Below are 23,707 nucleotides of genomic sequence, written 5' to 3' on the forward strand. Positions count from 1 at the left end.
AAAATAAAAGACCCTCCCCCAGTAGAAGCCTAGGAAAGGGCCAGTGGCTCCGACGGGCGTCGATCCCGTGACCTCTCGATTTTCAGTCGAACGCTCTACCAACTGAGCTACAGAGCCTCGCGGCATTTCGAAAAACGTCGCGATCTAAGACGAAAGGCCCTCTCGAAAAAGGGCCCGTCGCTCAGAGCGACCCTGACGGGACTTGAACCCGCGACCTCCGCCGTGACAGGGCGGCACGCTAACCAGCTGCGCTACAGGGCCTTGCATATTAAATTGTAGTGTGACCCCAACGGGATTCGAACCCGTGCTACCGCCGTGAAAGGGCGGCGTCCTAGGCCACTAAACGATGGGGCCGGGTCGCCCGATGGGATCAGGCTTGCCGAGGGTCAAGCATACGCAAACATTTGTGAATGTGCCAATCGAGGGCGTGCCGAGCCAGGTTAACTCCCAGCTCAGTTGAGACTGGCTGGTGCGTTCGCTCGCGAACGAGCGCAGGATATAGACAACACAAAAGACCATTTCGGGACTCATGTTGCTAATGTGAAAGTTGTGACCAAGCGCGGGTGGGAGGAATTGATGGTTTCCGAAGACGTCGCAGACGACTGCGGCTGCGCTCCGACCGAGCGCGAACGTCGCCTCTTCGGCTCTGTTCTCAACCGTCGGTCAGCCCTCGGGCTTGGCGCCATCGGCGTCGTATCTTTCGGTGCGCTCTTCGGGGGTGGTGTTGTCGCTCCGGCTTTTGCGGCGACTTACCCCTCGTGGGACGACGTTGAAGAGGCACGTAAGAACGAATCGTCAAAGGCCTCCGAGATCGCCCGCATCCAGGCACTCATCCAATCCTTGGCTGACGATGTCGCGGCTAAACAGGCTCTCGCAGAGCAGGCCTCAGACGACTTCTACGCGGCGCAGCAAGAGTACTTCGACGCTTCTTTTCGCGCTGACGAGCTGCAGTCTCAAGCTGACGAGCAAGCCCAGTTGGCCCTCGACTCCGCAAACAAAGCAGGCCGGGTCGCCGCGCAGCTCTATCGCAACGGCGGCGACGATACGTCTATGGAGCTGTTCTTCTCCGGCTCTGCGGCATCTGCCGACGATCTGCTCGCGCGGCTCGGCACCATGGACAAGCTCATCGAGCGCAACCAATCGGTATATGCCGATGCGATCACCGCTCGTGATTCAGCCCAGAGTCTGACAGACCAGGCTGAGGTTCAACGAGCTGAGCGCGACCGGCTTCAGCAGATCGCACAAGAGAAGATGATCGCCGCTCAAGAGGCCGCCGATGCGGCCCAAGCAGCGCTCGACGAGCAGACCGAACGCAAGATCACGCTCGATGCACAGTTGGCGGCTTTGCAAGACACCTCGGCGCGCACCCTCGCTGAGTACCAAGAGGGTGAGCGCGTTCGCATCGAAGCGGAACGCAAAGCAAAAGAAGAAGCAGCGCGCAAAGCGAAAGAAGAGGCCGAGCGACTCGCTGCGGCTGCCGCTGCCGCCGCGAAAGCCGCTGCTGCCGCAGCCGCCAACAGCGGCGGCACGAGTAGCGGAAGCAGTGGAAGCAGCGGAGGCAGCAGCAGCGGGAGCAGCGGAAGCAGCAGCGGATCGAGTGGTTCCTCCACGAGCTCCGGGTGGGTGCGGCCGTCGTCGGGCTACCGCAGTTCGGGCTACGGCGCCCGCTATGTGCAGTGCGGCAACGGGTACTGCTCAAGCGGCTATCACTACGGCGTCGACCTGGCTGCAGGTTGTGGCTCGGCCATCTATGCGGCGTATGGCGGCACGGTAGAGTACGCCGGCTACAACGGCGGCTATGGCAACTACATCAAGATCAACCACGGTGGAAACATCGGCACCGGGTACGCCCACATTCGCAGCGGCGGCATCTTCGTCAGCCGCGGTCAGACGGTGAAAGCCGGCCAGCTCATCGCCAGCGAGGGCAACACCGGCAACTCGTTCGGCTGCCACCTTCACTTCGAAACATATGTCAACGGTTCCCCCGTGAATCCGACGAACTTCATGTCGGCGCGGGGAATCTCGGTCTAAACGACGAAGGGTGGATGCCTCGCGGCATCCACCCTTCTAAAGATCCTCAGAGGCTGCTGGGCGATTCGCCCTCGCCCTGCGTGCGGGTTTCGCCCTCGTGCTCTTCGAAGCGCGCAAACGACTCCGAGACGAGTCGCTCGGCTTCAGCTGCGCCAGCCCATTCGTCAACCTTGACCCACTTGCCGGGCTCAAGGTCTTTGTAGTGCTCGAAGAAGTGACCGATCTCGTTCTGCGTGTACTGCGAGATATCCGCGACGTCTTGAATGTGATCCCAGCGCGGGTCCTTTGCGATAACGGCTACGACCTTGTCGTCGCCGCCAGCCTCGTCGCTCATCTTGAGCACACCAACGGGGCGCACCTTGGCGATGATTCCGGGCGCGAGGTCGTGGTCAAGCAGAACCAGCACATCGAGGGGGTCGCCGTCTTCGCCGAGGGTGTTCTCGAAGAACCCGTAGTTGGCGGGGTAGCCCATCGGGGTGTACAAGATGCGGTCGAGGAAGACGCGGCCGGTGCCGTGGTCAACTTCGTACTTGATCTTGCTGTTGCGAGGGATCTCGATGACGGCGTCGTATGCGCCCATGGGGTTCTCCTTCAAAATCTGTGGGATGCCGCCGTCCAGCCTAGTCGCGTGACGATTGCGATATCACTGGCAAGCCTGCCTCGCCGGTAGCGTAGCCCCGTGGCACTTCGTGAACCCCTTGATCCCGCTGTCGCCGAAGTACGGCTGGCGGTGCGCTCCGCGCTGTCGAAGATGCACGTTGGCACCACGGTGATCGTTGCCGTGTCGGGCGGCGCAGATTCCCTCGCGCTGGCCGCAGCAGTTGCATTCGAAGCTCCGAAACTCTCGATCACGGCCATCTCGGTCACCGTGGATCACTCCTTGCAGCCGGGCTCTGCCGAAGTCGCTGCGAAGGCGGCTGATCAGGCCAGCGCGCTCGGGCTCGAAAGCCGCGTAGTCACGGTCGACGTCGGGCACGATGGCGGACCAGAGGCCTCCGCCCGAAGCGCGCGCTATGCCGCGCTCGGCGGCGTTGCCCGAGAGGTGAGCGCCGCTGCGGTGATCACTGGTCATACCCTCGACGATCAGGCCGAGACCGTGCTGCTCGGGCTTGCGCGGGGCTCGGGCGCCGCCAGTCTGCAGGGCATGGCCGTTGAATCTGAGCTCAATGGAACCTCGATCGTGCGTCCGCTGCTCGAGGTGCGGCGCACGTCAACACGAGCCGCATGTGCTGCCCAACACCTGGCACCGTGGGAGGATCCGCACAACGACGAAGCCCGCTTCGCGCGAGTGCGCGTGCGCACAACTGTGCTGCCGATGCTCGAGACCGAACTGGGGCCTGGCATCGCCGAGGCGCTTGCGCGCACGGCAGCGCAGCTGCGTGAAGATGCCGAGGCTTTCGACGAGATGATCAACGAGACGATTGAAGACATCGTCGAGCATGCCGAAGCTGGCATCTCGGTATCAGCACCCGCCCTCGCCGCCAACCCCGCAGCGCTGCGCCATCGCATCATTCGTCACGTGGTCGCCGCAGAGTTTCATCAGAGTCTCACCCGGTCGCAGACGCTTGAGGTCGCGCGTCTTGTCACGCACTGGTCAGGTCAGGGCGCCATCGATTTGCCGGGATGCCAAGCCCGACGCATCGGCAATCAGCTTGAGTTCACCGCCCGCACCGCGGCGACGACTGACTCTGACGAAACGTCGAGCGCGCCATAGACTCGCTGTTATGCGCGCGGCCGAAATTCGAGACGACCTGACCGACATTCTTGTGACCGAGGAGCAGATCCTTCACAAGCTCGATGAGATCGCTGCGCAAGTCGCGAGCGACTATGAAGGCAAAGACCTCCTCTTGGTGGGTGTGCTCAAGGGCGCGGTTATGGTCATGGCCGATTTCTCCCGGGCACTGCCCACCCCGGTTCCGATGGACTGGATGGCCGTCTCGTCGTATGGGGCCGGAACCAAGTCGAGCGGTGTCGTGCAGATTCGAAAAGACCTCGACACCGACCTGCACGGCAAACACGTGCTGATCGTGGAAGACATCATCGACTCGGGGCTCACCCTCGCGTGGTTGCTCGAGAACTTCGAGTCGCGCGGCGCGGCATCGATCGAAGTCTTCGCGCTGTTGCGCAAGCCCGACGCAGCCAAGGTCGAGGTGCGTTCGAAGTACGTCGGCTTCGACATTCCCAACGACTTTGTCGTCGGATACGGACTCGACTATGCCGAGAAGTACCGCAATCTGCGTGATGTGGCCGTTCTGGCGCCGCACGTGTATCAAGACTGATCGGCCACTCGGCAGCTCGCCGCTCGGCCTCTAATTGATCGGCCGCTTACGCCGTGGGCGAATGCACAGCAACGGCATAGCGGCCCCGTTATACCCTGAATGCACCGCCGCGCGAGGCACCAGTGTGTGTTGCGGAGGTTCGTCGACGAAAGGGATCGGGCACACGCCCGCACCATGAACTTCAAGAAGCTCACTCGTAGCCCGTTCTTTTATGCACTGCTGATCGGGCTGCTGCTGATCGTCGGGTTCTTGCTCATCTCGAGCCTGACCGGCGCCAAGCAGATCACCACGCAGCAGGGCCTTGAACTGCTCGACGGCAACACGGTTGTCGAAGCGGGGATCACCGATGGCGACCAGCGCGTCGATCTGACGCTGTCGGAACCATTCGAAGGCTCAGAAGAGGTGCAGTTCTACTACGTAGAGGCCCGTGCCGACGAGGTCGTTGCAGCGATCAACAACGCGAATCCGACCGACGGGTTCAACGATACGGTTCCGCAGACCACCTGGCTCGACGGTCTGCTGTCGCTGATGATTCCGATTCTGCTGCTGGGCCTGTTGTTCTGGTGGTTGCTCTCTAGCGCGCAGGGTGGCGGCAGCAAGGTGATGCAGTTTGGCAAGTCGAAGGCCAAGCTCGTCAGCAAAGAAATGCCGCAGGTCACTTTCGCCGATGTTGCCGGCTCGGATGAAGCCATCGAAGAGATGGAAGAGATCAAAGACTTCTTGCAAGACCCGACACGCTTTCAGGCGGTCGGTGCGCGCATCCCGAAGGGCGTGCTGCTGTACGGCCCTCCAGGAACAGGCAAGACCCTGCTCGCCCGCGCGGTTGCAGGCGAGGCCGGAGTGCCTTTCTATTCGATCTCGGGTTCTGACTTTGTTGAGATGTTCGTCGGCGTCGGGGCCAGTCGTGTTCGTGACCTGTTCAACCAGGCCAAAGAGACCGCGCCCGCCATCATCTTCATTGACGAGATCGACGCCGTGGGTCGTCACCGCGGTGCCGGCATGGGCGGCGGACACGATGAGCGTGAACAGACGCTCAACCAGATGCTCGTTGAGATGGACGGCTTCGACCCGAAGGCGAACGTCATCGTCATCGCGGCGACCAACCGTCCTGACATTCTCGACCCTGCCCTTCTTCGCCCGGGCCGCTTCGACCGTCAGATCGGTGTCGACGCTCCCGATCTGAAGGGCCGCAAGACGATCCTCGAAGTGCACGGGCGCGGCAAGCCGCTGTCTGACAATGTTGACCTCGAGGTCGTCGCACGCAAGACTCCGGGCTTCACCGGCGCTGACCTCGCGAACGTGTTGAATGAAGCCGCGTTGCTCACCGCGCGGTCGAACGCGCAACTGATCGACAACCGCGCACTCGACGAGGCAATCGACCGCGTGATCGCTGGGCCGCAGCGCCGCACGCGTGTGATGAAAGACAAAGAGAAGCTCATCACCGCCTACCACGAGGGTGGCCACGCGCTGGCAGCGGCTGCAATGAACCACACTGACCCCGTCACAAAGGTCACGATTCTTCCGCGAGGGCGTGCACTCGGATACACGATGGTGCTTCCCCTCGAAGACAAATACTCGGTCACGCGCAACGAATTGCAAGACCAGCTTGCCTACGCGATGGGCGGGCGCGTGGCTGAAGAGGTCGTGTTCCACGACCCCACGACCGGCGCCTCGAACGACATCGAAAAAGCCACGAGCATCGCACGAAAGATGGTGACCGAATACGGCATGACCGGCGACGTGGGCCCGGTCAAGCTCGGCTCGTCGTCGGGCGAGGTATTCATGGGCCGCGATATGGGTCACGGCCGTGACTTCTCGGAGCGCATCGCTGAGCGTGTCGATGATCAGGTGCGCGCGCTTATCGAGCAGGCACACAACGAAGCCTACGAAGTGATCAACGACAACCGCGAAGTGCTCGACAAGTTAGCGCTCGAGCTGCTTGAGAAAGAGACGCTCGACCACCTCGAGCTCGCCGAGATCTTCAAGGATGTCAAGCGCCTGCCACCGAGGCCGCAGTGGCTCTCGAGCGAGCAGCGCCCGGTTTCGCAGCATCCTCCTGTAGACGTTCCTGCCCGCGCTCCCGCACCCGACCTGGTGGTCGCGTCGGTTGAGGCAGAAGCTGAAGCAGACGCTGAGGCGGCCGCGCCTGAGCGTCGCGCGAGTGGGCAAGCGCGCCCGGCGACCGCGTAGGAGCGCCAAATGGCCGTCGACCGTGAGCGCGTCGCGGCGCTCGTTCGCGAACTTCTCGAGGCGATCGGCGAAGATCCTGATCGCCCAGGGCTTCGCCAAACCCCCGAGCGGGTAGCGAGTGCATATGCCGAGTTCTTCGCCGGAGTAGGTGAAGATGCGACCGAGCCCCTCGCCCACACCATCTCGGTAGCGCAAGGGCCCGCCCCTGAAACCCTGCCTTCGGGGGCGGTGATGGTGCGCGATATTCGATTTCGGTCGATCTGCGAACATCACCTGTTGCCGTTTCGCGGGCACGCTCACATCGCCTATCTGCCCGGTGAGCAGGTCGTCGGGTTGGGAGCGCTGCCAAAAGTCGTCGACGTGATCGCATCACGCCCGCAGGTGCAAGAGAGGCTCGGCGAGCAGGTCGCCGATGCGATTGCGAGTTCACTCGACGCTCGCGGTGTGCTCGTCGTTCTCGCCGCGACTCACGAGTGCGTGACGATGCGCGGCGGGCAGCAGTCTGATTCTTCGACGGTCACGATCGCTGCCCGTGGCGAGCTGACGGATCCCATCGCGCGCGCGGAACTCATCGCCCTACTGCCTGCCCGCGGCTTGAATCGTGGGGGAGGGCACGCCGGATGACCCTCGTGATGGGCATCGTGAACGTGACCCCTGATTCGTTCAGCGACGGCGGACGATTTCTCGCGGCTGATGCGGCGATCGCGCACGCGCTGCAACTGCGCCGCGACGGCGCCGACATCGTCGACATCGGCGGCGAATCCACACGCCCTGGCGCGCAGCGGGTCGACACCCGAGTTGAGTGCGACCGCGTGCTCCCCGTCGTTGCAGGGCTTGCCGCCGCCGATGTTGTCATCAGCGTCGACACCATGAACGCATCCACTGCGCTAGCCGCGGTCAGCGCGGGAGCGAGCATCGTCAACGATGTATCGGGTGGCCTCGCCGATGCCGAAATGCTCGATGCGATTGCGCCGACAGGGGCACACATTGCGCTAGGGCACTGGCGGGGACCATCAGCAGAAATGTACGCGCGTGCAACCTACGACGACGTGGCTGGCGACGTTGAGCGCGAACTCTTCGAACGAGTGGATGCTGCGCTCGCCGCAGGCTTTGCTGCTGACCGAATCATCGTCGACCCGGGAATCGGGTTCGGCAAGGCAGGTGCGCAGAACTGGGCGACGTTGCGCGGCACTGACCGCCTCGCCGCGGCGGGGCAGCGCGTGCTGATCGGCACAAGCCGCAAGCGTTTTCTTGCCCAGATGCTTGCGACCGATGCGGCAGACGCCGACGAGCAGCGGCGAGATCTGGCGACTGCCGCGACTAGCCTGCTCGCGGCGCAAGCCGGCGCCTGGGCGGTTCGCGTGCACAATGTCGCCGCGACGCGAGATGCTTTGAACGTGCTCCACCACTGGGAAGGATCAACCTCGTGACCTCGGCAACGACCCATGATGAGATCGCGCTGACAGGTCTCACTGTTTTTGGAAATCACGGCGTCTATGACAGCGAACGGCGAGAAGGTCAGAACTTCATCGTCGACTTGACGATGTACGTCGACACCCGCGCCGCCGCGGCCAGCGACGATGTGCGCGACACGGTGCACTACGGCGAGATTGCCCAACGCGTAGCAGACATCGTTGCTGGCGAGCCGGTGAATCTGCTCGAGGCGCTTGCCGAGCGCATTGCCGTTAGCCTGTTGACAATTGAGCGCATCGGACGCGTGCGCGTGACGTTGCACAAGCCGAACGCGCCTATCGCACTCTCGTTTGACGATGTCTCAGTGTCGATCGAAAGAGCAAAGCCTTGAGCCGGCGGTTGGCCGAAGGCGTCGGCGGCGTGCCCGAGCGAGACGCACCCCCAACCGTCACCGCTGTCATCGCACTGGGCGCGAACCTGGGCGATCGCGAAGACACGATGCGCATAGCAGTCGAAGACCTCGCGCGACTGCCCCTTGTGAGTCACGTGCATGCCTCTGCGCCGGTCGAGTCGGTGGCGGTCAAGCTCGACGGCCCCGATGAAGACGCCCCGGCGTACCTCAACGCGGTGGCTCTGCTGCAGACACGTTTGGCGCCGACCGTGCTCTTGGCATATCTGCACGCGATTGAGAATCGTCACGGTCGCGAGCGGCGTGAACGGTGGGGCGATCGCACACTTGATCTCGACCTCATCGCCTTCGGCGAGGTCACCAGTGACGATCCTGAGCTGTTGATCCCGCATCCGCGAGCCGCGGAACGCGAGTTCGTGCTGGCACCGTGGCTGGGGCTTGATCGCGACGCCGTACTGCCCGGACACGGACGAGTCGACGCTGTTCTCGCGCAGCTGAGGCAACAACAGTGAAGCGCACGGGCATAGGGATGCTGCTGATCGCCGCAGGGATTGGCGCGGTCGCTGGCTTTGTTATCGACCAGGTGCTGACCCTGTCGGGCAGAGCGACGTTCAGCCCGAGCGTGATGCTGCCGGTGCTTCTGGTGCTGCTCGGGGTGTTCGTCATCGTGATGGCGCTGCCGGTGCGCCGGGCCACGCGAGGGCTTCGTGGCGCTCCGGTCAACCCATTCCGCGCGCTCAGGACGGCTATTCTCGCCAAATCTTCGAGTATCGTTGGCGCTGCTGTGGCGGGGGTGGCCGTCGGGTTGCTCATCTTCTTGCTGACCCGGCCGGTGACCCCGTCGTTAGGATCGATGTCGGCGATCATCGCGACCGTCGTTGGCGGCGGCGCTCTTGTAGCCGCAGGGCTCATCGCCGAACACCTGTGCACCATCCGGAAGGACGACGATGACGAACAACCCGGAGGAGACGACCCCGGACTCCGGCCTCGACTCCACGACCACTGAGTCCTTCGAAGCCGAAACCGCAGCCGAAGCGGAAACGCAAGCCGTCAGCGACGGAACGGAGACGTTCTCGAAGCTGGTGGAGGCTCGCTCGCAAAACCGGCTCGTGCTCGAGGAGGGCATCTGGCATCAGATCTCGCCCAAGTACGTCATTGTGCAACTGATCTCGAGCGGCTCAGTTCTGCTGTTGGTTATCGCAGCCACGCTGTTGCTCGCCTTGTTGTGGAATCAATGGTGGGCGTGGATTCCGGGCGGCATCATCACCGTCTTGATGGTCTGGTCGCTCGCGATCATGCCTCGTCAGGCGCGGGCTATTGGCTATCAGCTACGTCAAGATGACCTGGTATCTCGGCGAGGAATCCTCTGGCAGCGAATGGTCGCGGTTCCCTATGGCCGTATGCAGTTGGTTGACATCACTCACGGCCCACTCGATCGCAAGTTCGGCATTGCGCAGCTGAAGTTTGTCACCGCTGCCGCGGCCACCGGCGTGGTGATTCCGGGCTTGTCTCAGGGCACGGCCGAGCTGCTGCGCGATCACCTCGTGACAGTGGCAGAGAGTCGCCGTACCGGCCTATGACCGATCCGACTCTGCCGGGTTCTGAACCCGTACCCAACGCTGCGAACGCACCACCGCAAACGCTGGTGCGCTCGCCGCTAAGCGACGGCGAATGGCAACGCATGCACCCGCTGAGCCCGCTGCTTCGTGGCGGGCTGGTGTTGCTCGTCATCGTCGGCGTGGTGATCGCCAACTTGCGCGATCGGCTGCTGGGAATCGTGCTTCCGTGGCTCTCGTCTGACTTTGACGGCTATCAGAGCTACGAATCCTCGAACGATCCCATCGACTTCGTGATCGCCCACAACCTGTACCTGGTCGCGATTCTTGTCGTGTTCGGTGTGATCGCCCTGCTGGTGCTGGGCTTTTACATCTCGTGGCGCTTTCACACTTTTCGCATCACTCAGGACGACGTCGAGGTGCGCAGCGGCATTCTCTTCCGCACCCAGAGACGTGCGCCACTTGACCGGGTGCAGGGTGTGAACCTCACCCGTCCGATGATCGCGCGACTGTTCGGCCTCGCCAAGCTCGAGGTTGTCGGCGCGGGGATGGACTCCAACGTCAAGCTCGAGTATCTGTCGACCGTCAACGCCGAAACCGTGCGCGCAGATATCTTGCGCCTGGCATCGGGCCAGCAGCTTGCTGAAGCCGCGAAGGCGGAGGGATCAGCATCCGGATCTCGAGTGTCTGCACTGAGCGCGACGATGAGCCGCGAGATCACCGGCCTGATTGAGGGACCCGAAGCCCCGGTGGCCGAGCCAGAGTCTGTCGTAGACATTCCCGTCGTGCGGATTATCGCCTCTCACGTGGTCAGTCCGTCTACTGTCTTCGTGTTGATCACGGTGATCGCAATCGTCATCGGGGTCTCGCTCGGTTATACGTGGCTGCTGTTGGGTTTCATTCCCGCATTCATCGGTCTTGGTGCCTATTGGGTGAGTTCGATTCTGCGCTCGCTGCGCTATTCCATCGCCCCCACGCCCGACGGTGCGCGGATCACGTTCGGGCTGCTCACCACGATCACCGAGACCATTCCGCCGGGCCGCGTGCACGCGCTCGAGGTCACACAGCCCATTCTCTGGCGGCCGTTCGGCTGGTGGGCGGTGAAGCTCAATCGACTCAGCGGTCGCAGCGCCACTGACTCGACGACCGACCAGTTCACCACCGTGCTGCCCGTCGGCACAGCAGCCGATGTGGAGCAGGTGCTGCGGTTGATGCAGCCCGGCGTGCCAGAAGCTGAGTGGTCGCTCATCGTGCGCGAGGGAATGTTTGGGCCGCTCGAGCACGACAGCTTCACCACCACGCCGAAACGCGCCTGGTGGATCCGTCCGCTGTCGTGGAAGCGCAACGGCTTTCGGCTGACCGATGACCTGTTGCTCTTGCGCAGAGGCGTGATCTGGCGAAATCTGTCGATTCTGCCGCTCGCGCGCTTGCAGAGCTTCGCCCTTCATCAGGGTCCTTTTGACCGCAAGAGTCGCGTGGCCAGCGCGCACGCTCACGTCGTGACAGGTCCGGTTTCAGCTCATCTGGCCGCCGTGGATCGTGATGCCGCGCTTGCACTGCTCGCCGATGTCGCCGCAGGCACCGTGCGCGCGGCTGCGAGCGATCATTCGCATCGTTGGGCGCACGTCGACGAGGCTCGCCACGCAGCTGACGCGGAAGCCCGCGATGACGCGGAAGCCCGTGACGACGTGGACGCCCGTGACGACGCGGACGCTGCGAGCGACGGTGGGCCCGGCGCATCCGAGACAGCTTTGCCAGCTCGCCCAGAGGAGGTCGAATGAATCGTGAAGGTCGTCTCGGCGTAGGGATAATCGGCGCGGGAAAGGTCGGTCCGGTCGTTGGCGCTGCACTCGCTGGCGCTGGGCACGCACTCGTCGCCATCACTGCGGGCAGTGACCCCGACCGGGTGGAGGCAATCTTGCCGGGGCTGCCCGTGTTGGACGCGGCCGAAGTTGTTCGCCGCAGCGAACTCGTGGTCATCGCTGTTCCCCACGATCAGTTGCCAGACCTCGTTGCCGGACTCGCCGAGGTCGGCGCTTGGCAACCGGGGCAGCTGGTATTGCACACCGATGCCGCGTACGGCACCGGGGTGCTCGCTCCCGCCATGGCAAAGGGGGCGATTCCGCTCGCCGTTCACCCTGCGATCGCGTTCACCGGAACATCGATGGATTTGAGGCTTCTCGCCAACTCTTTCGCTGCGGTCACGGCGCCCGGGCCAGTGCTGCCTATCGCACAAGCGCTCGCAGTCGAACTGGGCTGTGAGCCGATCGTGATCGCTGAAGAAGACCGTGCCGACTACGCAGAGGGCATTGCGACCGCGACGCAGTTCTCGCGATCGATCGTGCAGCAGTCCACCACGTTGCTCGCAAGGGTCGGTGTGCCCAACCCGGGTCTTTACCTATCGACCCTGGTGCACTCGACGATCGACCACACTCTCGCCGAAGCGGGCGGTGGCGACGGCTCATCGATCGCCGAACTGGACCTCGGCTGACGCTGACGCTGACGCTGGCCCTGATGCCGCGAGTTCCTCCCGACGGTGCCCCATGCGGTGCCCCCGATAGACTTGGGTGACTTTTGAGGAGCCATCTGCGATGACTGATACCAGCGCGCCCGCGCCGGCCGAGAACGAACCGACCGACGATGAGATTTTCGAGCAGAAGGCAGTTCGCCTTGCCAAGCGCGAGCGTCTGATTTCAGAGCGAGTGGATGCTGCCGGTGGCGCATACCCCGTGAGCCTCCCCGTCACCACAACCATTCCCGCGCTTCGCGCCGAGTACGGCGCGCTTGAAGCGGGAGATGAGACGGGTGTCGTCGCAGGTGTGGCCGGTCGCATCGTGTTCAGCCGCAACACTGGCAAGCTGTGCTTCGCCTCGTTGCAGTCCGGCGACGGCAGCCGCATTCAGGCGATGGTGTCGTTGGCGTCGGTGGGTGAAGAGTCGCTGCAGGCGTGGAAAGAGATCGTCGACCTTGGCGATCACGTCTTCGTGTCGGGCGAGGTCATCTCAAGCCGCCGCGGTGAGCTGTCGATCATGGTGACCGAGTGGCAGATCGCCGCTAAGGCTGTTCTTCCGCTGCCGAACATGTATTCCGAGTTGAGTGATGAAGGCCGCGTGCGCAGCCGGTTCCTCGATCTGATCGTGCGCGATCAGGCCCGTCAGACCGTTGTTGCCCGGTCGAAGGTCAACGCGAGCCTGCGTCAGACCTTCACCGACCACGACTTCATCGAAGTAGAGACGCCGATGCTGCAGGTGCAGCATGGCGGGGCGTCCGCTCGCCCCTTCATCACCAACTCGAACGCGTTCGACGCTGACCTTTACCTGCGCATCGCTCCCGAGCTCTACCTGAAGCGTGCCGTGGTCGGCGGCATCGATCGTGTCTATGAGATCAACCGCAACTTCCGCAACGAGGGTGCTGACTCAACACACAGCCCCGAATTCGCGATGCTTGAGGCGTACGAGGCCTATAGCGACTACAACGGCATCGCCGATCTGACTCAAGAGCTCATTCAGAATGCCGCGATCGCGGTTGCGGGGTCAACCACGGTCACCTGGGCGGATGGCACGGAGTACGACCTCGGCGGCGAGTGGGAGCGCATCTCGATGTACGGCTCGCTGTCAGAGGCGTGCGGTCGTACGATCACCCCCGACACTTCGTTCGACGAGCTCGCGGCGCTCGCCGAAGCGGAAGGCGTCGATGTTCCCGCGAAGGTGGCCACGCACGGCAAGCTCGTGGAAGAGCTGTGGGAGCACTTCGTCAAGGGCGAGCTGACACGCCCCACATTCGTGATGGACTTTCCCGTCGACACCAGCCCGCTCGTGCGTGATCACCGCACAATTGCGGGCGTCGTTGAAAAGTGGGACCTGTATGTTCGTGGATTCGAGTTGGCCACCGGCTACTCCGAGCTTGTCGACCCGGTGATCCAGCGGGAGCGATTCGTCGAACAAGCCAAGCTCGCAGCGCGCGGCGATGATGAGGCGATGCGCGTCGACGAAGAGTTCTTGCGAGCTCTTGAGCACGGCATGCCCCCAACCGGCGGGATGGGAATGGGTATTGACCGGCTGCTCATGGCGATCACCGGACTCGGCATTCGAGAGACGATCCTCTTTCCGCTCGTCAAGTAGTCAGCTCGGTCTTGGGGTCGAGGTGAAAGCCCACTCGGGCAGATGCCCCGCCGACACGAACGAGAGCACGATCTCAGACAGCCCGTGCTCGGGTTCGATCTCGCAGGCCATGCTCGCGTACACCTCTGCGTGCGATGAGCGCCCCAGCGCCCATGACAACCATGCGCACATCGACAACGGCCCCGGGCGCATGTCGCGTGGCACCGTCGCGGCAATGCGACGGCTGAGTTCGAGGCCAGCATTGAGCCTGCCGGGCTCAGGGCGCTCGCCCTCGCCCCACATGCGCATTGCCAGGTCTGGCGGGTACTCCTCACCTGTTTCCCAGCGCAACTGGGCGTCGAGGGCCTCGTCGCCGTCGTCGAACTGACCGCTCCACTGCACCAGCGCGACGTCTCGCATGCTCGGTCGGGCCAAGCACCAGCCCACGAGGGCGACGTCGTACGGGGCAAGGTCTGCGAGATCCCACGTGAGCGACTCCTCCAACAGGGCGGGAATGTCGTCGAGGGTGTAGGCCGCGGCGATCGTCTGGGGGTTGATTCGCTGCGTCGAGTCAGCCTCTGCCTCGCCGTCTGGTGCGCCACTGAGAAGTGCCACCAAGTGCTTGAGCGACACAATCGCCTCTGCAACGTGTTCTTGTTGCGCGGAATCGACCGGCGGCAAGTCGGCCCCGGCTGTCTGGTTGCCGACAGGTGCTGGCCCCACTTCGGCGTCGAGATGCGGGTTGATCTCGGCGAGCGGGCGAGCTTCACCCGGTCGCTCGCTGTCGAACAGCGATCCCCAGGCGTCTGAGGCGACGCAGATCATGTCGGTGATGCGCAGTCCGCAAGAGTCGGCGCGGCGCTCGAGCGCGCGCAGCAGATCCTGGTGCGGCAGCGCGGCGCCTGCGCCAAACGCCGCGTCGGTATAGGCGACGGCGGCGATCGCTGTTGCCGCAGGCAGTCGGCAGACCATGCCGATGACCGTAGACGCGATGCGATCGATGGTGTCAGGAGGAGCATCGGGCGAAGCGGCGGGAAGATCGAAGCGCATGGCGCCGAGGCTGCGGTCGCCGTCGAACGGAACCAGTACGAGGCTTCGCGACGGGGTGAAACCGAGCAGATGAGGAACGAGAGACAGGAACTGTGCGGCATTCGCCGCCTTCACGATGGTGGTCATGCCCAAGACATTCGAGCATCTGGCGTATGCGAAACGAGACAAATCGATGCCACGGGGGAGCATCCATAAAAGTCAGGGTGTTAGCGAGGGTCCGGCGCGATCGCTCACCCGCGTATCCTGGAAGCATGGATAGCTACTGGGTTGCGGTCGTGTGGACGCTGTTGCCCACTGTCGTGGTCAGCATCATTTTCTTTCTGGTGATGCGTGGCGTGATCCGAATGGACCGCACCGAGCGGCGTGAATACGCGAAATTCGAGGCTGAGGAACGTGCGCGCCGGGGACTTCCGGCTGCATCGGCATCCACCCCGCCGTCGGCATCGTCCGATTGATACCGTCGGCGCCCGCTACGCTGAGCACACCGGTGGCGGAAGGGCTCAGTAAATGACGGTCGAGATCTATACGACCTGGTGGCTTGTCTTCGTCTTCGTTTTCGATCTGGTCGTGCGAATCACCGCGATCATCGTGATCCCGCGCAATCGGCGCCCGACCGCGGCCATGGCGTGGCTGTTGGCGATCTACTTCATTCCCCTCGTCGGTGTGTTGCTGTTTTTGGTCATCGGAAACCCGAAACTGCCGCGCAAGCGTCGACAGATGCAACGCAAGATCAACGACTACATCGAAGAGACCAGCCAATCGCTCGACTTCGGCACACTGCGACCTGACGCTCCCGAGTGGTTCACCTCGCTCGTGACGATGAACCGCAATCTTGGCGCGCTGCCACTCGCGGGCGACAACGGGGCGCAGCTGATTTCTGACTATCAGCAGAGCCTCGACACGATGGCCGATGAGATCCGCAAAGCAGAACGCTACGTGCACGTTGAGTTCTACATCTTGCAGTCCGATGTGGCGACCGACAACTTCTTCAGCGCTCTTGAAGAGGTTGCCGCCCGCGGGGTGGTCGTTCGCGTTCTGCTGGACCACTGGGCGAACCGGGGCAAGCCCTACTACAAGAAGACTCTCAAGCGCCTCGACAAGATGGGCGCCCACTGGCATTTGATGCTTCCGGTACAGCCGCTGAAGGGCAAGTACCAGCGCCCCGATCTGCGCAACCACCGCAAGCTGCTCGTCGTTGATGGCCTTGTAGCGTTCATGGGCTCGCAGAACGCGACTGATTCGACCTACAACTTGAAGAAGAACATCAAGCGCGGTCTGCACTGGGTTGACATGATGGTGCGCTTCGATGGGCCCGTGGTCGCATCGGTGAACGCCGTATTCCTCAGCGACTGGTACAGCGAGACTGAAGAGATTCTCACCGACGAGATCGATCTGCTCCGCGTCGCGTCGGGCACAGGTGACCTTGACTGCCAAGTCATCCCGTCTGGCCCGGGATTCGAGTTTCAGAACAATCTCAAGCTGTTTGCAGGCCTGCTTTACGCCGCACAGCACAAGATCATTATCGTCAGCCCCTACTTCGTGCCCGACGAGGCACTCCTGATGGCGGTCAATTCGGCGTGCCAGCGAGGCGTTCACGTTGAGCTCTTCGTCTCAGAAGAGGGCGACCAAGCGCTGGTCTACCACGCCCAGCGCAGCTATTACGAGGCTCTGTTGCGCGCGGGCGTGAAGATCTGGATGTACAAGCGCCCGTTCATTCTGCACTCGAAGTCGATGAGCATTGACGATGAGGTCTCAATCCTCGGGTCGAGCAACATGGACATGCGCTCCTTCGGTCTCAACATGGAGATTTCGATGCTGGTGCGCGGTGCCGAGTTCACCGAGCAGCTGCGTGAGACCGAAGACATGTACCGGGAGTCATCGCGTGAACTCACGCTTGAAGAGTGGATGAAGCAACCGCTTCGCTCGACAGTGCTCGACAACCTGGCACGGTTGACTTCGTCGCTGCAGTAAGAGTTGTGAGACGGTCGCGTTGAGCGAGACACTTGAAGAGTGGATGCTGCGCAGCATCCATCCTCTTTGAGAAAGGTGGCGCTCGTGGGCGTTCGCTTGATCGGTGCCGGGATTGGGCTGGTAGTGCTTCTGGGGAGCGTGCTGGTCGGCTGTTCGACGTCGTCGCCAGGCGACGCTCCCACGCAGACGCCCGTCGAGGAGCCCGCTGACGGCGCCGAAGTCGAGGCCGCATGGCTTGATGGCGGAGCGATGATCGGTGTGGTCACTCTGGGCAGCTCCAGCTGCGTGCCGGTTGCGGGTGAGGTGTCAGTGAGCGGCCAAGTGCTCACCGTTGAGCTCACCGAGCTCGGTGAGGTCTGCACGCGCGACCTGGTTCCGCGTGCGAGCGCGGTGGCTGTTCCTGACGGCGTTGACACCGCCCAAAACGTCACCGTGATCACGACCGGCGCGGTCGAGGGCGAGGCATCGCTCGCTGGCGTCGACGGCCTTGTTCCCGGTGACGGGCTGATGGAGGGGCTGCCAAGCGCCGGCTGGACGGGTGCTGACGGACAGTTCGTGATTCTGACGTGGGGATCATCTTCGTGCTTGCCGGTGATCGAGAATTCAGAGGCCACTGGCCCTGCTGAGGTCACCGTCACGTTCGCAACGCCGGATGCTGATCAGGTGTGCACGCTGGACATGGCGCCGCAGACCACGGTCGCGTGGGTGACAGACCTTGAAGACGCTGCTGACGTCGAAGCTGTGCTCACCGGCGCTGGAGTCGATGATGTGCGGGTGCCCATCATCGGCGTCAACTAGGTCGAGGTTCACCACATGCGGTTTCGCGCTGTTCGGGATTGTCCGGATTAGGCAGAAACACCCGCGGTATTGCGGGGCGGCGCCTCGCACGAGCAGTGTATTGGCCGTTGGCGCAGTTGCGGCTCGAATACGGTTTTAACCGTTGAGGGCACTCTGGGGAGAGTGGCTCGGGGAGCATACCCGCAACGTTGGTTGCTGGCGTTGGAGGCGAATGTGCACAATCGCCTCCAACGCCAGCACCGTTTTCTGTCCTCCCGTGACAGCCTCGTGTCCTAGCGACTCCACAGGGCTCAGCAGGAGCTAGTCAACGCGCACCAGCAATTCGCCGATCTCGCAGTCGAGGGCGCGGCAGATCGCAGAGAGCGTCGAATAGCGGATTGCGCGAGCACGGTCGTTCTTGAGCACCGACAGGTTCACGATCGAGACCCCGACGATCTGCGACAGCCGTGTGAGCGTCATGCCGCGCTCGGCCAGCAACTCGTCGAGTCTGCAGTGCACACCGCTCGGTCCCTCATCTTCGGCGGGCGTCATACGAGGCCATCCGTATCTCGCTGCAACTGAGCACCGTGGCGAAAGATGGTGCCCATAAGTGCGGCGATGCCAGCAGCGCCAAGCGGCCAGTAGGGAATGGAGAATGTGGCAATCCCTGCGGCTGTTGTCGTACCCGCGCCCGGTTGTGGCAACACCTCAGCTGCTGCCATGGTGCTGCCGATGTCGTTGAGAACGGTGCTTCCGATGCCAGCGATGAGAATGACACCCGCACCAATGAAGAGCCACCGGCTCGTGAGGGCTGAGAACGGCGTGCCTTCACGTGCTTGATTGCAGATGACGAGCACGACGATCGCGGGAAAGACCGCGACGACGAGCGCCAGCAGATCAGCAGATGCCAGCACGACGGTCGCCGCAGTACTGAGATTGGTGATGCTTGCGGTTGCTGTGTTGACCGAGGCGCAGTAAAGCGAGGTGGCCGTTGCAGACGAGGCGGGGACAGGCTCGCCGAGGCAGGGCAGATCACTCGGCCACGCGGTAATCAGGGGGAGATGAGCAACCATCACGTTCGGTTGAAGAAACCAGCTTGGCAGCAACACGAGTACTCCAACGGCGGTGAGCGCTATCCACACGATTGAAATTCGTGCTGCGACATCCATCAGCACTGTCTTGCTGTTGCGTCTGCGCGCCCGCCAGACAAAGAGGGCGATCAGTCCACCGATAGCAACGGCCGATGCGGCCAGCAGCGCAAGAGCAAACTCGAGGTTTGGCGCAAGAGCAAGCTCAAGGTTTGGCGTGTACGACGTCATTGGGAGTCCTCCCGACAGATCGGTTGTGAACGGCGAAGTGCGAGCGCGGTGACCGAACTCATTCGAGCCCCGGCGCATCCCTTTGCAGGTGCGCACCCCGACCGATCGCTGCATCCTTTTTGCAGAATTCCATATCGATAAACGTTGCTATCGAAAAACGATATGTCTACGAATGCTGCAGGTCAACCCCCGGTCGGCGCGTATGCCCAGGGCGAACACGGGCATACCGTTCGCGCGCTCTCGTTACCCTCGATGTAAGGCACTCAGTGGTCGACCGACCCAGGTACCCCGGAGGAAGCGATGTTCGAGAGATTTACCGACCGTGCACGTCGTGTGGTTGTGCTCGCCCAAGAAGAGGCGAAGATGCTCAACCACAACTACATCGGAACCGAGCACATCCTGCTCGGTCTCATTCACGAGGGCGAGGGTGTTGCTGCGAAGGCACTTGAGAGCCTCGGTATCTCGCTCGACGCTGTGCGCGAGCAGGTGCAAGACATCATCGGCCAGGGGCAGCAGCAGCCGACCGGCCACATTCCCTTTACACCGCGTGCCAAGAAGGTGCTCGAGCTGAGCCTGCGCGAAGCGCTGCAGCTCGGTCACAACTACATCGGCACCGAGCACATCTTGCTTGGTCTCATCCGCGAGGGTGAAGGTGTTGCCGCTCAGGTGCTCGTCAAGCTCGGCGCTGACCTCAACAAGGTGCGCCAGCAGGTCATCCAGCTGCTCAGCGGATACCAGGGCAAGGAGCCCGCGGGCGTCGCCGCCGGAGCGGGGGAGCAGCCCGCATCCGCTCAGGGCGGCTCGGCGGTGCTTGACCAGTTCGGACGCAACCTCACCCAGGCTGCGCGCGACAACAAGCTCGACCCGGTCATCGGTCGCGAGAAAGAGATCGAGCGGGTCATGCAGATCCTGTCGCGTCGCTCGAAGAATAACCCTGTTCTCATCGGTGAGCCCGGCGTCGGAAAGACAGCGGTCGTCGAAGGCCTCGCTCAGGCGATCGTGAAGAACGACGTGCCCGAGACCCTCAAAGACAAGCAGGTCTACTCGCTCGACCTCGGCTCGCTCATCGCCGGCTCTCGTTACCGCGGTGACTTCGAAGAGCGACTCAAGAAGGTCACGAAAGAGATCCGCACGCGCGGCGACATCATCGTCTTCATTGACGAGATCCACACCCTCGTGGGCGCCGGTGCAGCCGAAGGCGCGATTGACGCAGCATCCATTCTGAAGCCGCTGCTTGCCCGCGGTGAGCTTCAGACCATCGGTGCCACGACTCTCGACGAGTACCGCAAGCATTTTGAGAAGGATGCTGCGCTCGAGCGTCGCTTCCAGCCGATTCAGGTTGCGGAGCCGAGCCTTCCTCACTCGATCAACATCCTCAAGGGATTGCGCGACCGCTACGAGGCTCACCACAAGGTTCAAATCACCGACGGCGCCATCGTCGCGGCAGCCAACTTGGCTGATCGCTACATCGCTGACCGCTTCTTGCCAGACAAGGCGATCGACCTGATCGATGAAGCGGGTGCGCGCTTGCGCTTGTCGATTCTGTCGAGCCCGCCCGAACTGCGTGAGTTCGACGACAAGATCGCTCGCGTTCGTGCCGACAAAGAGATCGCTTCAGAAGAGCAGGACTTCGAAAAGGCTGCATCACTGCGCGACGAAGAGAAGTCTCTTCTGGCAGAGCGTCTGCGACTCGAGAAGCAGTGGCGCTCGGGTGACGTTGCCAGCCACGCGGTGGTTGACGAAGGTCTGATCGCTGAGGTGCTCGCACAGGCGACCGGCATTCCGGTCTTCAAGCTCACCGAGGAAGAGTCCAGCCGTCTGGTCTTCATGGAGAAGGCGCTGCACCAGCGCGTCATCGGCCAAGAAGAAGCCATCGCCGCGCTGGCGAAGACGATTCGCCGTCAACGTGCCGGCCTGAAGGACCCCAAGCGCCCCAGTGGCTCGTTCATCTTTGCCGGCCCGACCGGTGTGGGTAAGACCGAGCTCGCGAAGGCTCTCGCGGAGTTCCTCTTCGACGACGAGTCGGCGCTGATTTCGCTCGACATGAGCGAGTTCGGCGAGAAGCACACCGTGTCTCGTCTGTTCGGTGCCCCTCCCGGCTTCGTCGGTTTCGAAGAAGGTGGCCAGCTCACCGAGAAGGTGCGCCGCAAGCCGTTCTCGGTGGTGCTGTTCGACGAGATCGAGAAGGCTCACCCAGACATCTTCAACTCGCTGTTGCAGATTCTCGAAGAAGGTCGTCTCACCGACGGCCAGGGTCGCGTTATCGACTTCAAGAACACCGTGATCATCATGACGACGAACCTCGGCTCGTCGGCGATCGCTGGCGGCCCGGTCGGCTTCCAAGTTGAGGGCAACTCAGCTACGACCTACGAGCGCATGAAGGGCAAGGTAGACGAAGAGCTGAAGCGTCACTTCAAGCCTGAGTTCCTCAACCGTGTCGACGACGTCATCGTGTTCCCGCAGCTGTCGAAGGAGGAGCTGGTGCAGATCGTTGATCTGTTCACCAAGCGCCTCAGCGAACGTTTGCTCGACCGCGACATGACCGTTGAGCTGTCGCTCAGTGCGAAGGAACGGCTCATCGAGATCGGCTTCGACCCGACTCTCGGTGCACGACCGTTGCGTCGTGCCATGCAGCGCGAGGTCGAAGACGCACTTAGCGAGCAGATCCTCCACGGCACGCTCAACGCGGGCGACCACGTGAAGGTTGACTTCGCCGACGGACAGTTCGCGTTCAAGACCGCACCCCGCGGCGAGAAGGTGGCTGTCGGCGAGGTCACCCAAGGTGAGATCGCGTCCACGCCGTACCTCGCCGCAACCAGCGACTGACCGCACACCATATCGAAGGGCGGATGCTTCCGAAAGGGAGCATCCGCCCTTCGCTGTGTGGGCCGTAGGCTTGAGCGGTGAGTACTTTCACCGTCAGACCAGCCGCGACGCGAGACGTTCGGGCAATCCAGTCGCTGCTGGAGCCCTACGTGCAGCGACGCATTCTGCTGGGCAAAGATCTCGTGGTGCTCTATGAGTCGACCCAGCAGTTTGTCGTCGCCGAGGCGGAAGACGGCACGATCATCGGCTGTGGCGCGCTCCACGTGATGTGGGAAGACCTCGGCGAGGTTCGCACGCTGATCGTTTCAGACGAGTGGCTGCAACGCGGCGTGGGCCGCCGCGTCGTTGAAGCTCTGGAAGACAATGCGCGTGCGCTCGGAATCTCGCGACTGTTCTGCCTCACGTTTGAAGTGGCGTTCTTCGAACGGCGAGGCTTTTCGACGATCGGCGAACAGGTTGTCGATCCCGATGTGTACTCTCAACTCGTGCGCAGCCCCGACGAAGGTATCGCCGAGTTTCTCGATCTCGCGCACGTCAAGCCGAACACTCTCGGCAACACTCGCATGCTGAAGAGCCTCTGAGGGGCGAGTCACACCAAAGACTCGGCAAGGCACGCCTACCCTGGATTCATGACCGGCCAGGAACGTCGCAGAAAGCACTCCCCCGCCGTCTATCGGCGCCGGCGCATTGTGCTGCTGCTCGCGATCATCGCGATTGCAGGATCGGTGTGGCTTCTCATCGCGCAGCCATGGCAGAGCTGGGGTGTTGAGACCGAAGCAACTTCCGATGCGAATGTGCCCGCTTCGCAGGCAGCGGCGTCCGACCTTCCGGCGCCCGTATCAAGCGCCGCAGCGTCACCAACTGCTACCGCGCAGCCGACGAGCGATGCTTCCGCCGCGACGCCTGACGCGACACCTGTCGTGACCCCGTGCGTAGAAAGCGCCATCACAGTTGTTCCGGTGACAGACCAGAGCAGCTACACCGCTGACGAGAACCCGCAGTTCTCGATCACCTTGACCAACGACGGCGAGACAGACTGCAGTTTGAACGTGGGCACCAGCACACAGAAGTTCGAGGTATCGAGCGGCAGCGATGTGTGGTGGCGTTCGACCGACTGCCAGAGCGAACCGAGCGATATGGTCGTCATGTTGGCAGCTGGCCAAACCGTCTCAAGCGCGGCGCCCCTCGAATGGGACCGGACCCGTTCATCGGTAGGCACATGTGACGACGAGACCCGACCGCGAGCAGCTGGCGCTGGCGCCACCTACCACCTGTCGGTAGAGATCGGCGGCATCCCGTCGTTTGAAACCGCGTCGTTCCAGCTCTACTGACCCGCCGAAAAGACAGGGCCTGCTGGCCGCGACTACGCTGGTGGGGTGGCAGGCAAGAAGCGATCGAAGAAGCAAGCGCCCCTGGAGTTTCGCAACCCGCAGTTGAGCGACGCGTTGCAGACCGGCGACATGGCTGCGGTTGCGTTCGCTCTGCGGCACGGGCCGACGGTTGCGCCGCTCATGCGCGCGGGCCAGCGTGATAACCCCCTCGATTCAGGTGAGGTGTGGACGTACCGTGATCCGAAGACCGGCGATGTAGCGCTGCTTCTGTTCAGCGATGCCGCCAATAAGCCAGAAAGCTTGCCGCCCGGTGTTGCCCTGCAGTCACCGGCATGGCTGCACGCGTTTCTTGAAGTGCACGGTGACGAGATCACGACCGTCTTCTTCGATATCGCAGGCCCACACGCGATGCAGGCAACTCCCGCGGACTTGATCGCGGCGCTCGACGCGTAATC

The 23,707-nt window shown here is 62.7% G+C and carries 24 protein-coding genes and 3 tRNA genes; 20 read left to right on the forward strand and 7 right to left on the reverse strand.

Annotated features, from left to right (window positions below; translation table 11 throughout):
* Positions 1 to 44 precede the first annotated feature (44 nt).
* The 3 genes from WDU96_RS02220 to WDU96_RS02230 all read right to left on the reverse strand — a co-directional run bounded on the left by WDU96_RS02220 (position 45) and on the right by WDU96_RS02230 (position 354).
* Positions 45 to 117, reverse strand: a tRNA-Phe gene (locus tag WDU96_RS02220).
* Between the two features lie 70 nt (positions 118 to 187).
* Positions 188 to 261, reverse strand: a tRNA-Asp gene (locus WDU96_RS02225).
* 20 nt (positions 262 to 281) lie between these two features.
* A tRNA-Glu gene (locus WDU96_RS02230) sits at positions 282 to 354 on the reverse strand.
* Positions 355 to 576: 222 nt separating this feature from the next.
* On the opposite strand from WDU96_RS02230, the gene WDU96_RS02235 reads away from it, so the two are divergent.
* Entirely contained in the window at positions 577 to 2,031 is a 1,455-nt protein-coding gene (locus WDU96_RS02235; RefSeq protein WP_337336853.1) for a peptidoglycan DD-metalloendopeptidase family protein, read from the forward strand.
* Positions 2,032 to 2,077: 46 nt separating this feature from the next.
* Here WDU96_RS02235 and ppa read toward each other — a convergent pair whose 3' ends face one another.
* Positions 2,078 to 2,611, reverse strand: a complete 534-nt coding sequence (gene ppa / locus WDU96_RS02240) for an inorganic diphosphatase (RefSeq protein WP_337336854.1) — start codon at positions 2,609 to 2,611, stop codon at positions 2,078 to 2,080.
* Positions 2,612 to 2,782: 171 nt separating this feature from the next.
* On the opposite strand from ppa, the gene tilS reads away from it, so the two are divergent.
* From tilS to lysS, 12 genes are all read left to right on the forward strand, one after another.
* Positions 2,783 to 3,745, forward strand: a complete 963-nt coding sequence (gene tilS, locus WDU96_RS02245; RefSeq protein ID WP_337337637.1) for a tRNA lysidine(34) synthetase TilS — start codon at positions 2,783 to 2,785, stop codon at positions 3,743 to 3,745.
* Positions 3,746 to 3,755: 10 nt separating this feature from the next.
* On the forward strand, positions 3,756 to 4,310 hold the full coding sequence (gene hpt, locus WDU96_RS02250; RefSeq protein WP_337336855.1) for a hypoxanthine phosphoribosyltransferase: 555 nt from the start codon (positions 3,756 to 3,758) through the stop codon (positions 4,308 to 4,310).
* 174 nt (positions 4,311 to 4,484) lie between these two features.
* The gene (gene ftsH, locus WDU96_RS02255) at positions 4,485 to 6,500 is read left to right on the forward strand and encodes an ATP-dependent zinc metalloprotease FtsH (RefSeq protein ID WP_337336856.1); all 2,016 of its coding nucleotides are present in this window, start codon (positions 4,485 to 4,487) and stop codon (positions 6,498 to 6,500) included.
* 9 nt (positions 6,501 to 6,509) lie between these two features.
* Entirely contained in the window at positions 6,510 to 7,124 is a 615-nt protein-coding gene (gene folE, locus WDU96_RS02260) for a GTP cyclohydrolase I (RefSeq protein ID WP_337336857.1), read from the forward strand.
* On the forward strand, positions 7,121 to 7,930 hold the full coding sequence (folP, locus tag WDU96_RS02265; RefSeq protein ID WP_337336858.1) for a dihydropteroate synthase: 810 nt from the start codon (positions 7,121 to 7,123) through the stop codon (positions 7,928 to 7,930). Before folE ends, folP begins: the two co-directional genes overlap by 4 nt.
* Positions 7,927 to 8,304, forward strand: a complete 378-nt coding sequence (gene folB, locus WDU96_RS02270) for a dihydroneopterin aldolase (protein ID WP_337336859.1) — start codon at positions 7,927 to 7,929, stop codon at positions 8,302 to 8,304. Before folP ends, folB begins: the two co-directional genes overlap by 4 nt.
* A complete protein-coding gene (gene folK, locus WDU96_RS02275) occupies positions 8,301 to 8,834 on the forward strand; it encodes a 2-amino-4-hydroxy-6-hydroxymethyldihydropteridine diphosphokinase (protein ID WP_420063925.1) in 534 nt (177 codons plus the stop codon). Before folB ends, folK begins: the two co-directional genes overlap by 4 nt.
* Positions 8,831 to 9,328 (forward strand): DUF3180 domain-containing protein, encoded by a 498-nt coding sequence (locus WDU96_RS02280; protein WP_337336861.1) that lies wholly within the window; start codon positions 8,831 to 8,833, stop codon positions 9,326 to 9,328. Before folK ends, WDU96_RS02280 begins: the two co-directional genes overlap by 4 nt.
* Positions 9,270 to 9,902, forward strand: a complete 633-nt coding sequence (locus WDU96_RS02285) for a PH domain-containing protein (protein WP_337336862.1) — start codon at positions 9,270 to 9,272, stop codon at positions 9,900 to 9,902. Before WDU96_RS02280 ends, WDU96_RS02285 begins: the two co-directional genes overlap by 59 nt.
* Positions 9,899 to 11,659 (forward strand): PH domain-containing protein, encoded by a 1,761-nt coding sequence (locus WDU96_RS02290; RefSeq protein WP_337336863.1) that lies wholly within the window; start codon positions 9,899 to 9,901, stop codon positions 11,657 to 11,659. Before WDU96_RS02285 ends, WDU96_RS02290 begins: the two co-directional genes overlap by 4 nt.
* Complete coding sequence (locus tag WDU96_RS02295; RefSeq protein ID WP_337336864.1) at positions 11,656 to 12,369, forward strand: DUF2520 domain-containing protein; 714 nt, start codon at positions 11,656 to 11,658, stop codon at positions 12,367 to 12,369. Before WDU96_RS02290 ends, WDU96_RS02295 begins: the two co-directional genes overlap by 4 nt.
* A 100-nt stretch (positions 12,370 to 12,469) precedes the next feature.
* Positions 12,470 to 13,999 (forward strand): lysine--tRNA ligase, encoded by a 1,530-nt coding sequence (gene lysS, locus WDU96_RS02300; RefSeq protein WP_337336865.1) that lies wholly within the window; start codon positions 12,470 to 12,472, stop codon positions 13,997 to 13,999.
* Here the strand turns inward: lysS and WDU96_RS02305 are convergent, their stop codons facing one another.
* The gene (locus WDU96_RS02305; RefSeq protein WP_337336866.1) at positions 14,000 to 15,154 is read right to left on the reverse strand and encodes a DUF4192 family protein; all 1,155 of its coding nucleotides are present in this window, start codon (positions 15,152 to 15,154) and stop codon (positions 14,000 to 14,002) included.
* 125 nt (positions 15,155 to 15,279) lie between these two features.
* Here WDU96_RS02305 and WDU96_RS02310 point away from each other — a divergent pair, with 125 nt between their 5' ends.
* The 3 genes from WDU96_RS02310 (at position 15,280) to WDU96_RS02320 (ending at position 17,797) form a co-directional block, all read left to right on the forward strand.
* Entirely contained in the window at positions 15,280 to 15,483 is a 204-nt protein-coding gene (locus WDU96_RS02310; protein WP_337336867.1) for a hypothetical protein, read from the forward strand.
* A gap of 52 nt (positions 15,484 to 15,535) precedes the next feature.
* Positions 15,536 to 16,999: a cardiolipin synthase gene (gene cls, locus WDU96_RS02315; protein WP_337336868.1), complete on the forward strand. Its 1,464-nt coding sequence runs from the start codon at positions 15,536 to 15,538 to the stop codon at positions 16,997 to 16,999.
* Between the two features lie 84 nt (positions 17,000 to 17,083).
* Positions 17,084 to 17,797 carry a hypothetical protein gene (locus WDU96_RS02320; protein ID WP_337336869.1) on the forward strand — a complete coding sequence of 238 codons (714 nt, stop codon included), beginning with the start codon at positions 17,084 to 17,086 and terminating at the stop codon, positions 17,795 to 17,797.
* A gap of 300 nt (positions 17,798 to 18,097) precedes the next feature.
* Here WDU96_RS02320 and WDU96_RS02325 read toward each other — a convergent pair whose 3' ends face one another.
* Both WDU96_RS02325 and WDU96_RS02330 read right to left on the reverse strand, forming a co-directional pair.
* Positions 18,098 to 18,328: a helix-turn-helix domain-containing protein gene (locus WDU96_RS02325; RefSeq protein ID WP_337336870.1), complete on the reverse strand. Its 231-nt coding sequence runs from the start codon at positions 18,326 to 18,328 to the stop codon at positions 18,098 to 18,100.
* The gene (locus WDU96_RS02330; RefSeq protein WP_337336871.1) at positions 18,325 to 19,095 is read right to left on the reverse strand and encodes a hypothetical protein; all 771 of its coding nucleotides are present in this window, start codon (positions 19,093 to 19,095) and stop codon (positions 18,325 to 18,327) included. Before WDU96_RS02330 ends, WDU96_RS02325 begins: the two co-directional genes overlap by 4 nt.
* A 300-nt stretch (positions 19,096 to 19,395) precedes the next feature.
* Between WDU96_RS02330 and WDU96_RS02335 the strand changes: the two genes are divergently transcribed.
* The 4 genes from WDU96_RS02335 to WDU96_RS02350 all read left to right on the forward strand — a co-directional run bounded on the left by WDU96_RS02335 (position 19,396) and on the right by WDU96_RS02350 (position 23,705).
* The gene (locus WDU96_RS02335; RefSeq protein ID WP_337336872.1) at positions 19,396 to 21,921 is read left to right on the forward strand and encodes an ATP-dependent Clp protease ATP-binding subunit; all 2,526 of its coding nucleotides are present in this window, start codon (positions 19,396 to 19,398) and stop codon (positions 21,919 to 21,921) included.
* Positions 21,922 to 21,998: 77 nt separating this feature from the next.
* On the forward strand, positions 21,999 to 22,502 hold the full coding sequence (locus WDU96_RS02340; protein WP_337336873.1) for an amino-acid N-acetyltransferase: 504 nt from the start codon (positions 21,999 to 22,001) through the stop codon (positions 22,500 to 22,502).
* 48 nt (positions 22,503 to 22,550) lie between these two features.
* Positions 22,551 to 23,252, forward strand: a complete 702-nt coding sequence (locus tag WDU96_RS02345; RefSeq protein WP_337336874.1) for a hypothetical protein — start codon at positions 22,551 to 22,553, stop codon at positions 23,250 to 23,252.
* A gap of 45 nt (positions 23,253 to 23,297) precedes the next feature.
* The gene (locus WDU96_RS02350; RefSeq protein WP_337336875.1) at positions 23,298 to 23,705 is read left to right on the forward strand and encodes a dehydrogenase; all 408 of its coding nucleotides are present in this window, start codon (positions 23,298 to 23,300) and stop codon (positions 23,703 to 23,705) included.
* Positions 23,706 to 23,707 lie beyond the last annotated feature (2 nt).

This window comes from Microbacterium marmarense (assembly GCF_037204165.1).
GTDB lineage: Bacteria > Actinomycetota > Actinomycetes > Actinomycetales > Microbacteriaceae > Microbacterium > Microbacterium marmarense.

What these genes read in the sequence shown, in the direction of transcription:
- WDU96_RS02235 (WP_337336853.1), top strand. Translation starts at nt 577, where the DNA reads ATGGTTTCCGAAGACGTCGCAGACGACTGCGGCTGCGCTCCGACCGAG.
- ppa (WP_337336854.1), bottom strand. Translation starts at nt 2,611, where the DNA reads ATGGGCGCATACGACGCCGTCATCGAGATCCCTCGCAACAGCAAGATC.
- tilS (WP_337337637.1), top strand. Translation starts at nt 2,783, where the DNA reads ATGCACGTTGGCACCACGGTGATCGTTGCCGTGTCGGGCGGCGCAGAT.
- hpt (WP_337336855.1), top strand. Translation starts at nt 3,756, where the DNA reads ATGCGCGCGGCCGAAATTCGAGACGACCTGACCGACATTCTTGTGACC.
- ftsH (WP_337336856.1), top strand. Translation starts at nt 4,485, where the DNA reads ATGAACTTCAAGAAGCTCACTCGTAGCCCGTTCTTTTATGCACTGCTG.
- folE (WP_337336857.1), top strand. Translation starts at nt 6,510, where the DNA reads ATGGCCGTCGACCGTGAGCGCGTCGCGGCGCTCGTTCGCGAACTTCTC.
- folP (WP_337336858.1), top strand. Translation starts at nt 7,121, where the DNA reads ATGACCCTCGTGATGGGCATCGTGAACGTGACCCCTGATTCGTTCAGC.
- WDU96_RS02285 (WP_337336862.1), top strand. Translation starts at nt 9,270, where the DNA reads ATGACGAACAACCCGGAGGAGACGACCCCGGACTCCGGCCTCGACTCC.
- WDU96_RS02290 (WP_337336863.1), top strand. Translation starts at nt 9,899, where the DNA reads ATGACCGATCCGACTCTGCCGGGTTCTGAACCCGTACCCAACGCTGCG.
- WDU96_RS02295 (WP_337336864.1), top strand. Translation starts at nt 11,656, where the DNA reads ATGAATCGTGAAGGTCGTCTCGGCGTAGGGATAATCGGCGCGGGAAAG.
- lysS (WP_337336865.1), top strand. Translation starts at nt 12,470, where the DNA reads ATGACTGATACCAGCGCGCCCGCGCCGGCCGAGAACGAACCGACCGAC.
- WDU96_RS02305 (WP_337336866.1), bottom strand. Translation starts at nt 15,154, where the DNA reads ATGACCACCATCGTGAAGGCGGCGAATGCCGCACAGTTCCTGTCTCTC.
- WDU96_RS02310 (WP_337336867.1), top strand. Translation starts at nt 15,280, where the DNA reads ATGGATAGCTACTGGGTTGCGGTCGTGTGGACGCTGTTGCCCACTGTC.
- cls (WP_337336868.1), top strand. Translation starts at nt 15,536, where the DNA reads ATGACGGTCGAGATCTATACGACCTGGTGGCTTGTCTTCGTCTTCGTT.
- WDU96_RS02325 (WP_337336870.1), bottom strand. Translation starts at nt 18,328, where the DNA reads ATGACGCCCGCCGAAGATGAGGGACCGAGCGGTGTGCACTGCAGACTC.
- WDU96_RS02330 (WP_337336871.1), bottom strand. Translation starts at nt 19,095, where the DNA reads ATGACGTCGTACACGCCAAACCTTGAGCTTGCTCTTGCGCCAAACCTC.
- WDU96_RS02335 (WP_337336872.1), top strand. Translation starts at nt 19,396, where the DNA reads ATGTTCGAGAGATTTACCGACCGTGCACGTCGTGTGGTTGTGCTCGCC.
- WDU96_RS02345 (WP_337336874.1), top strand. Translation starts at nt 22,551, where the DNA reads ATGACCGGCCAGGAACGTCGCAGAAAGCACTCCCCCGCCGTCTATCGG.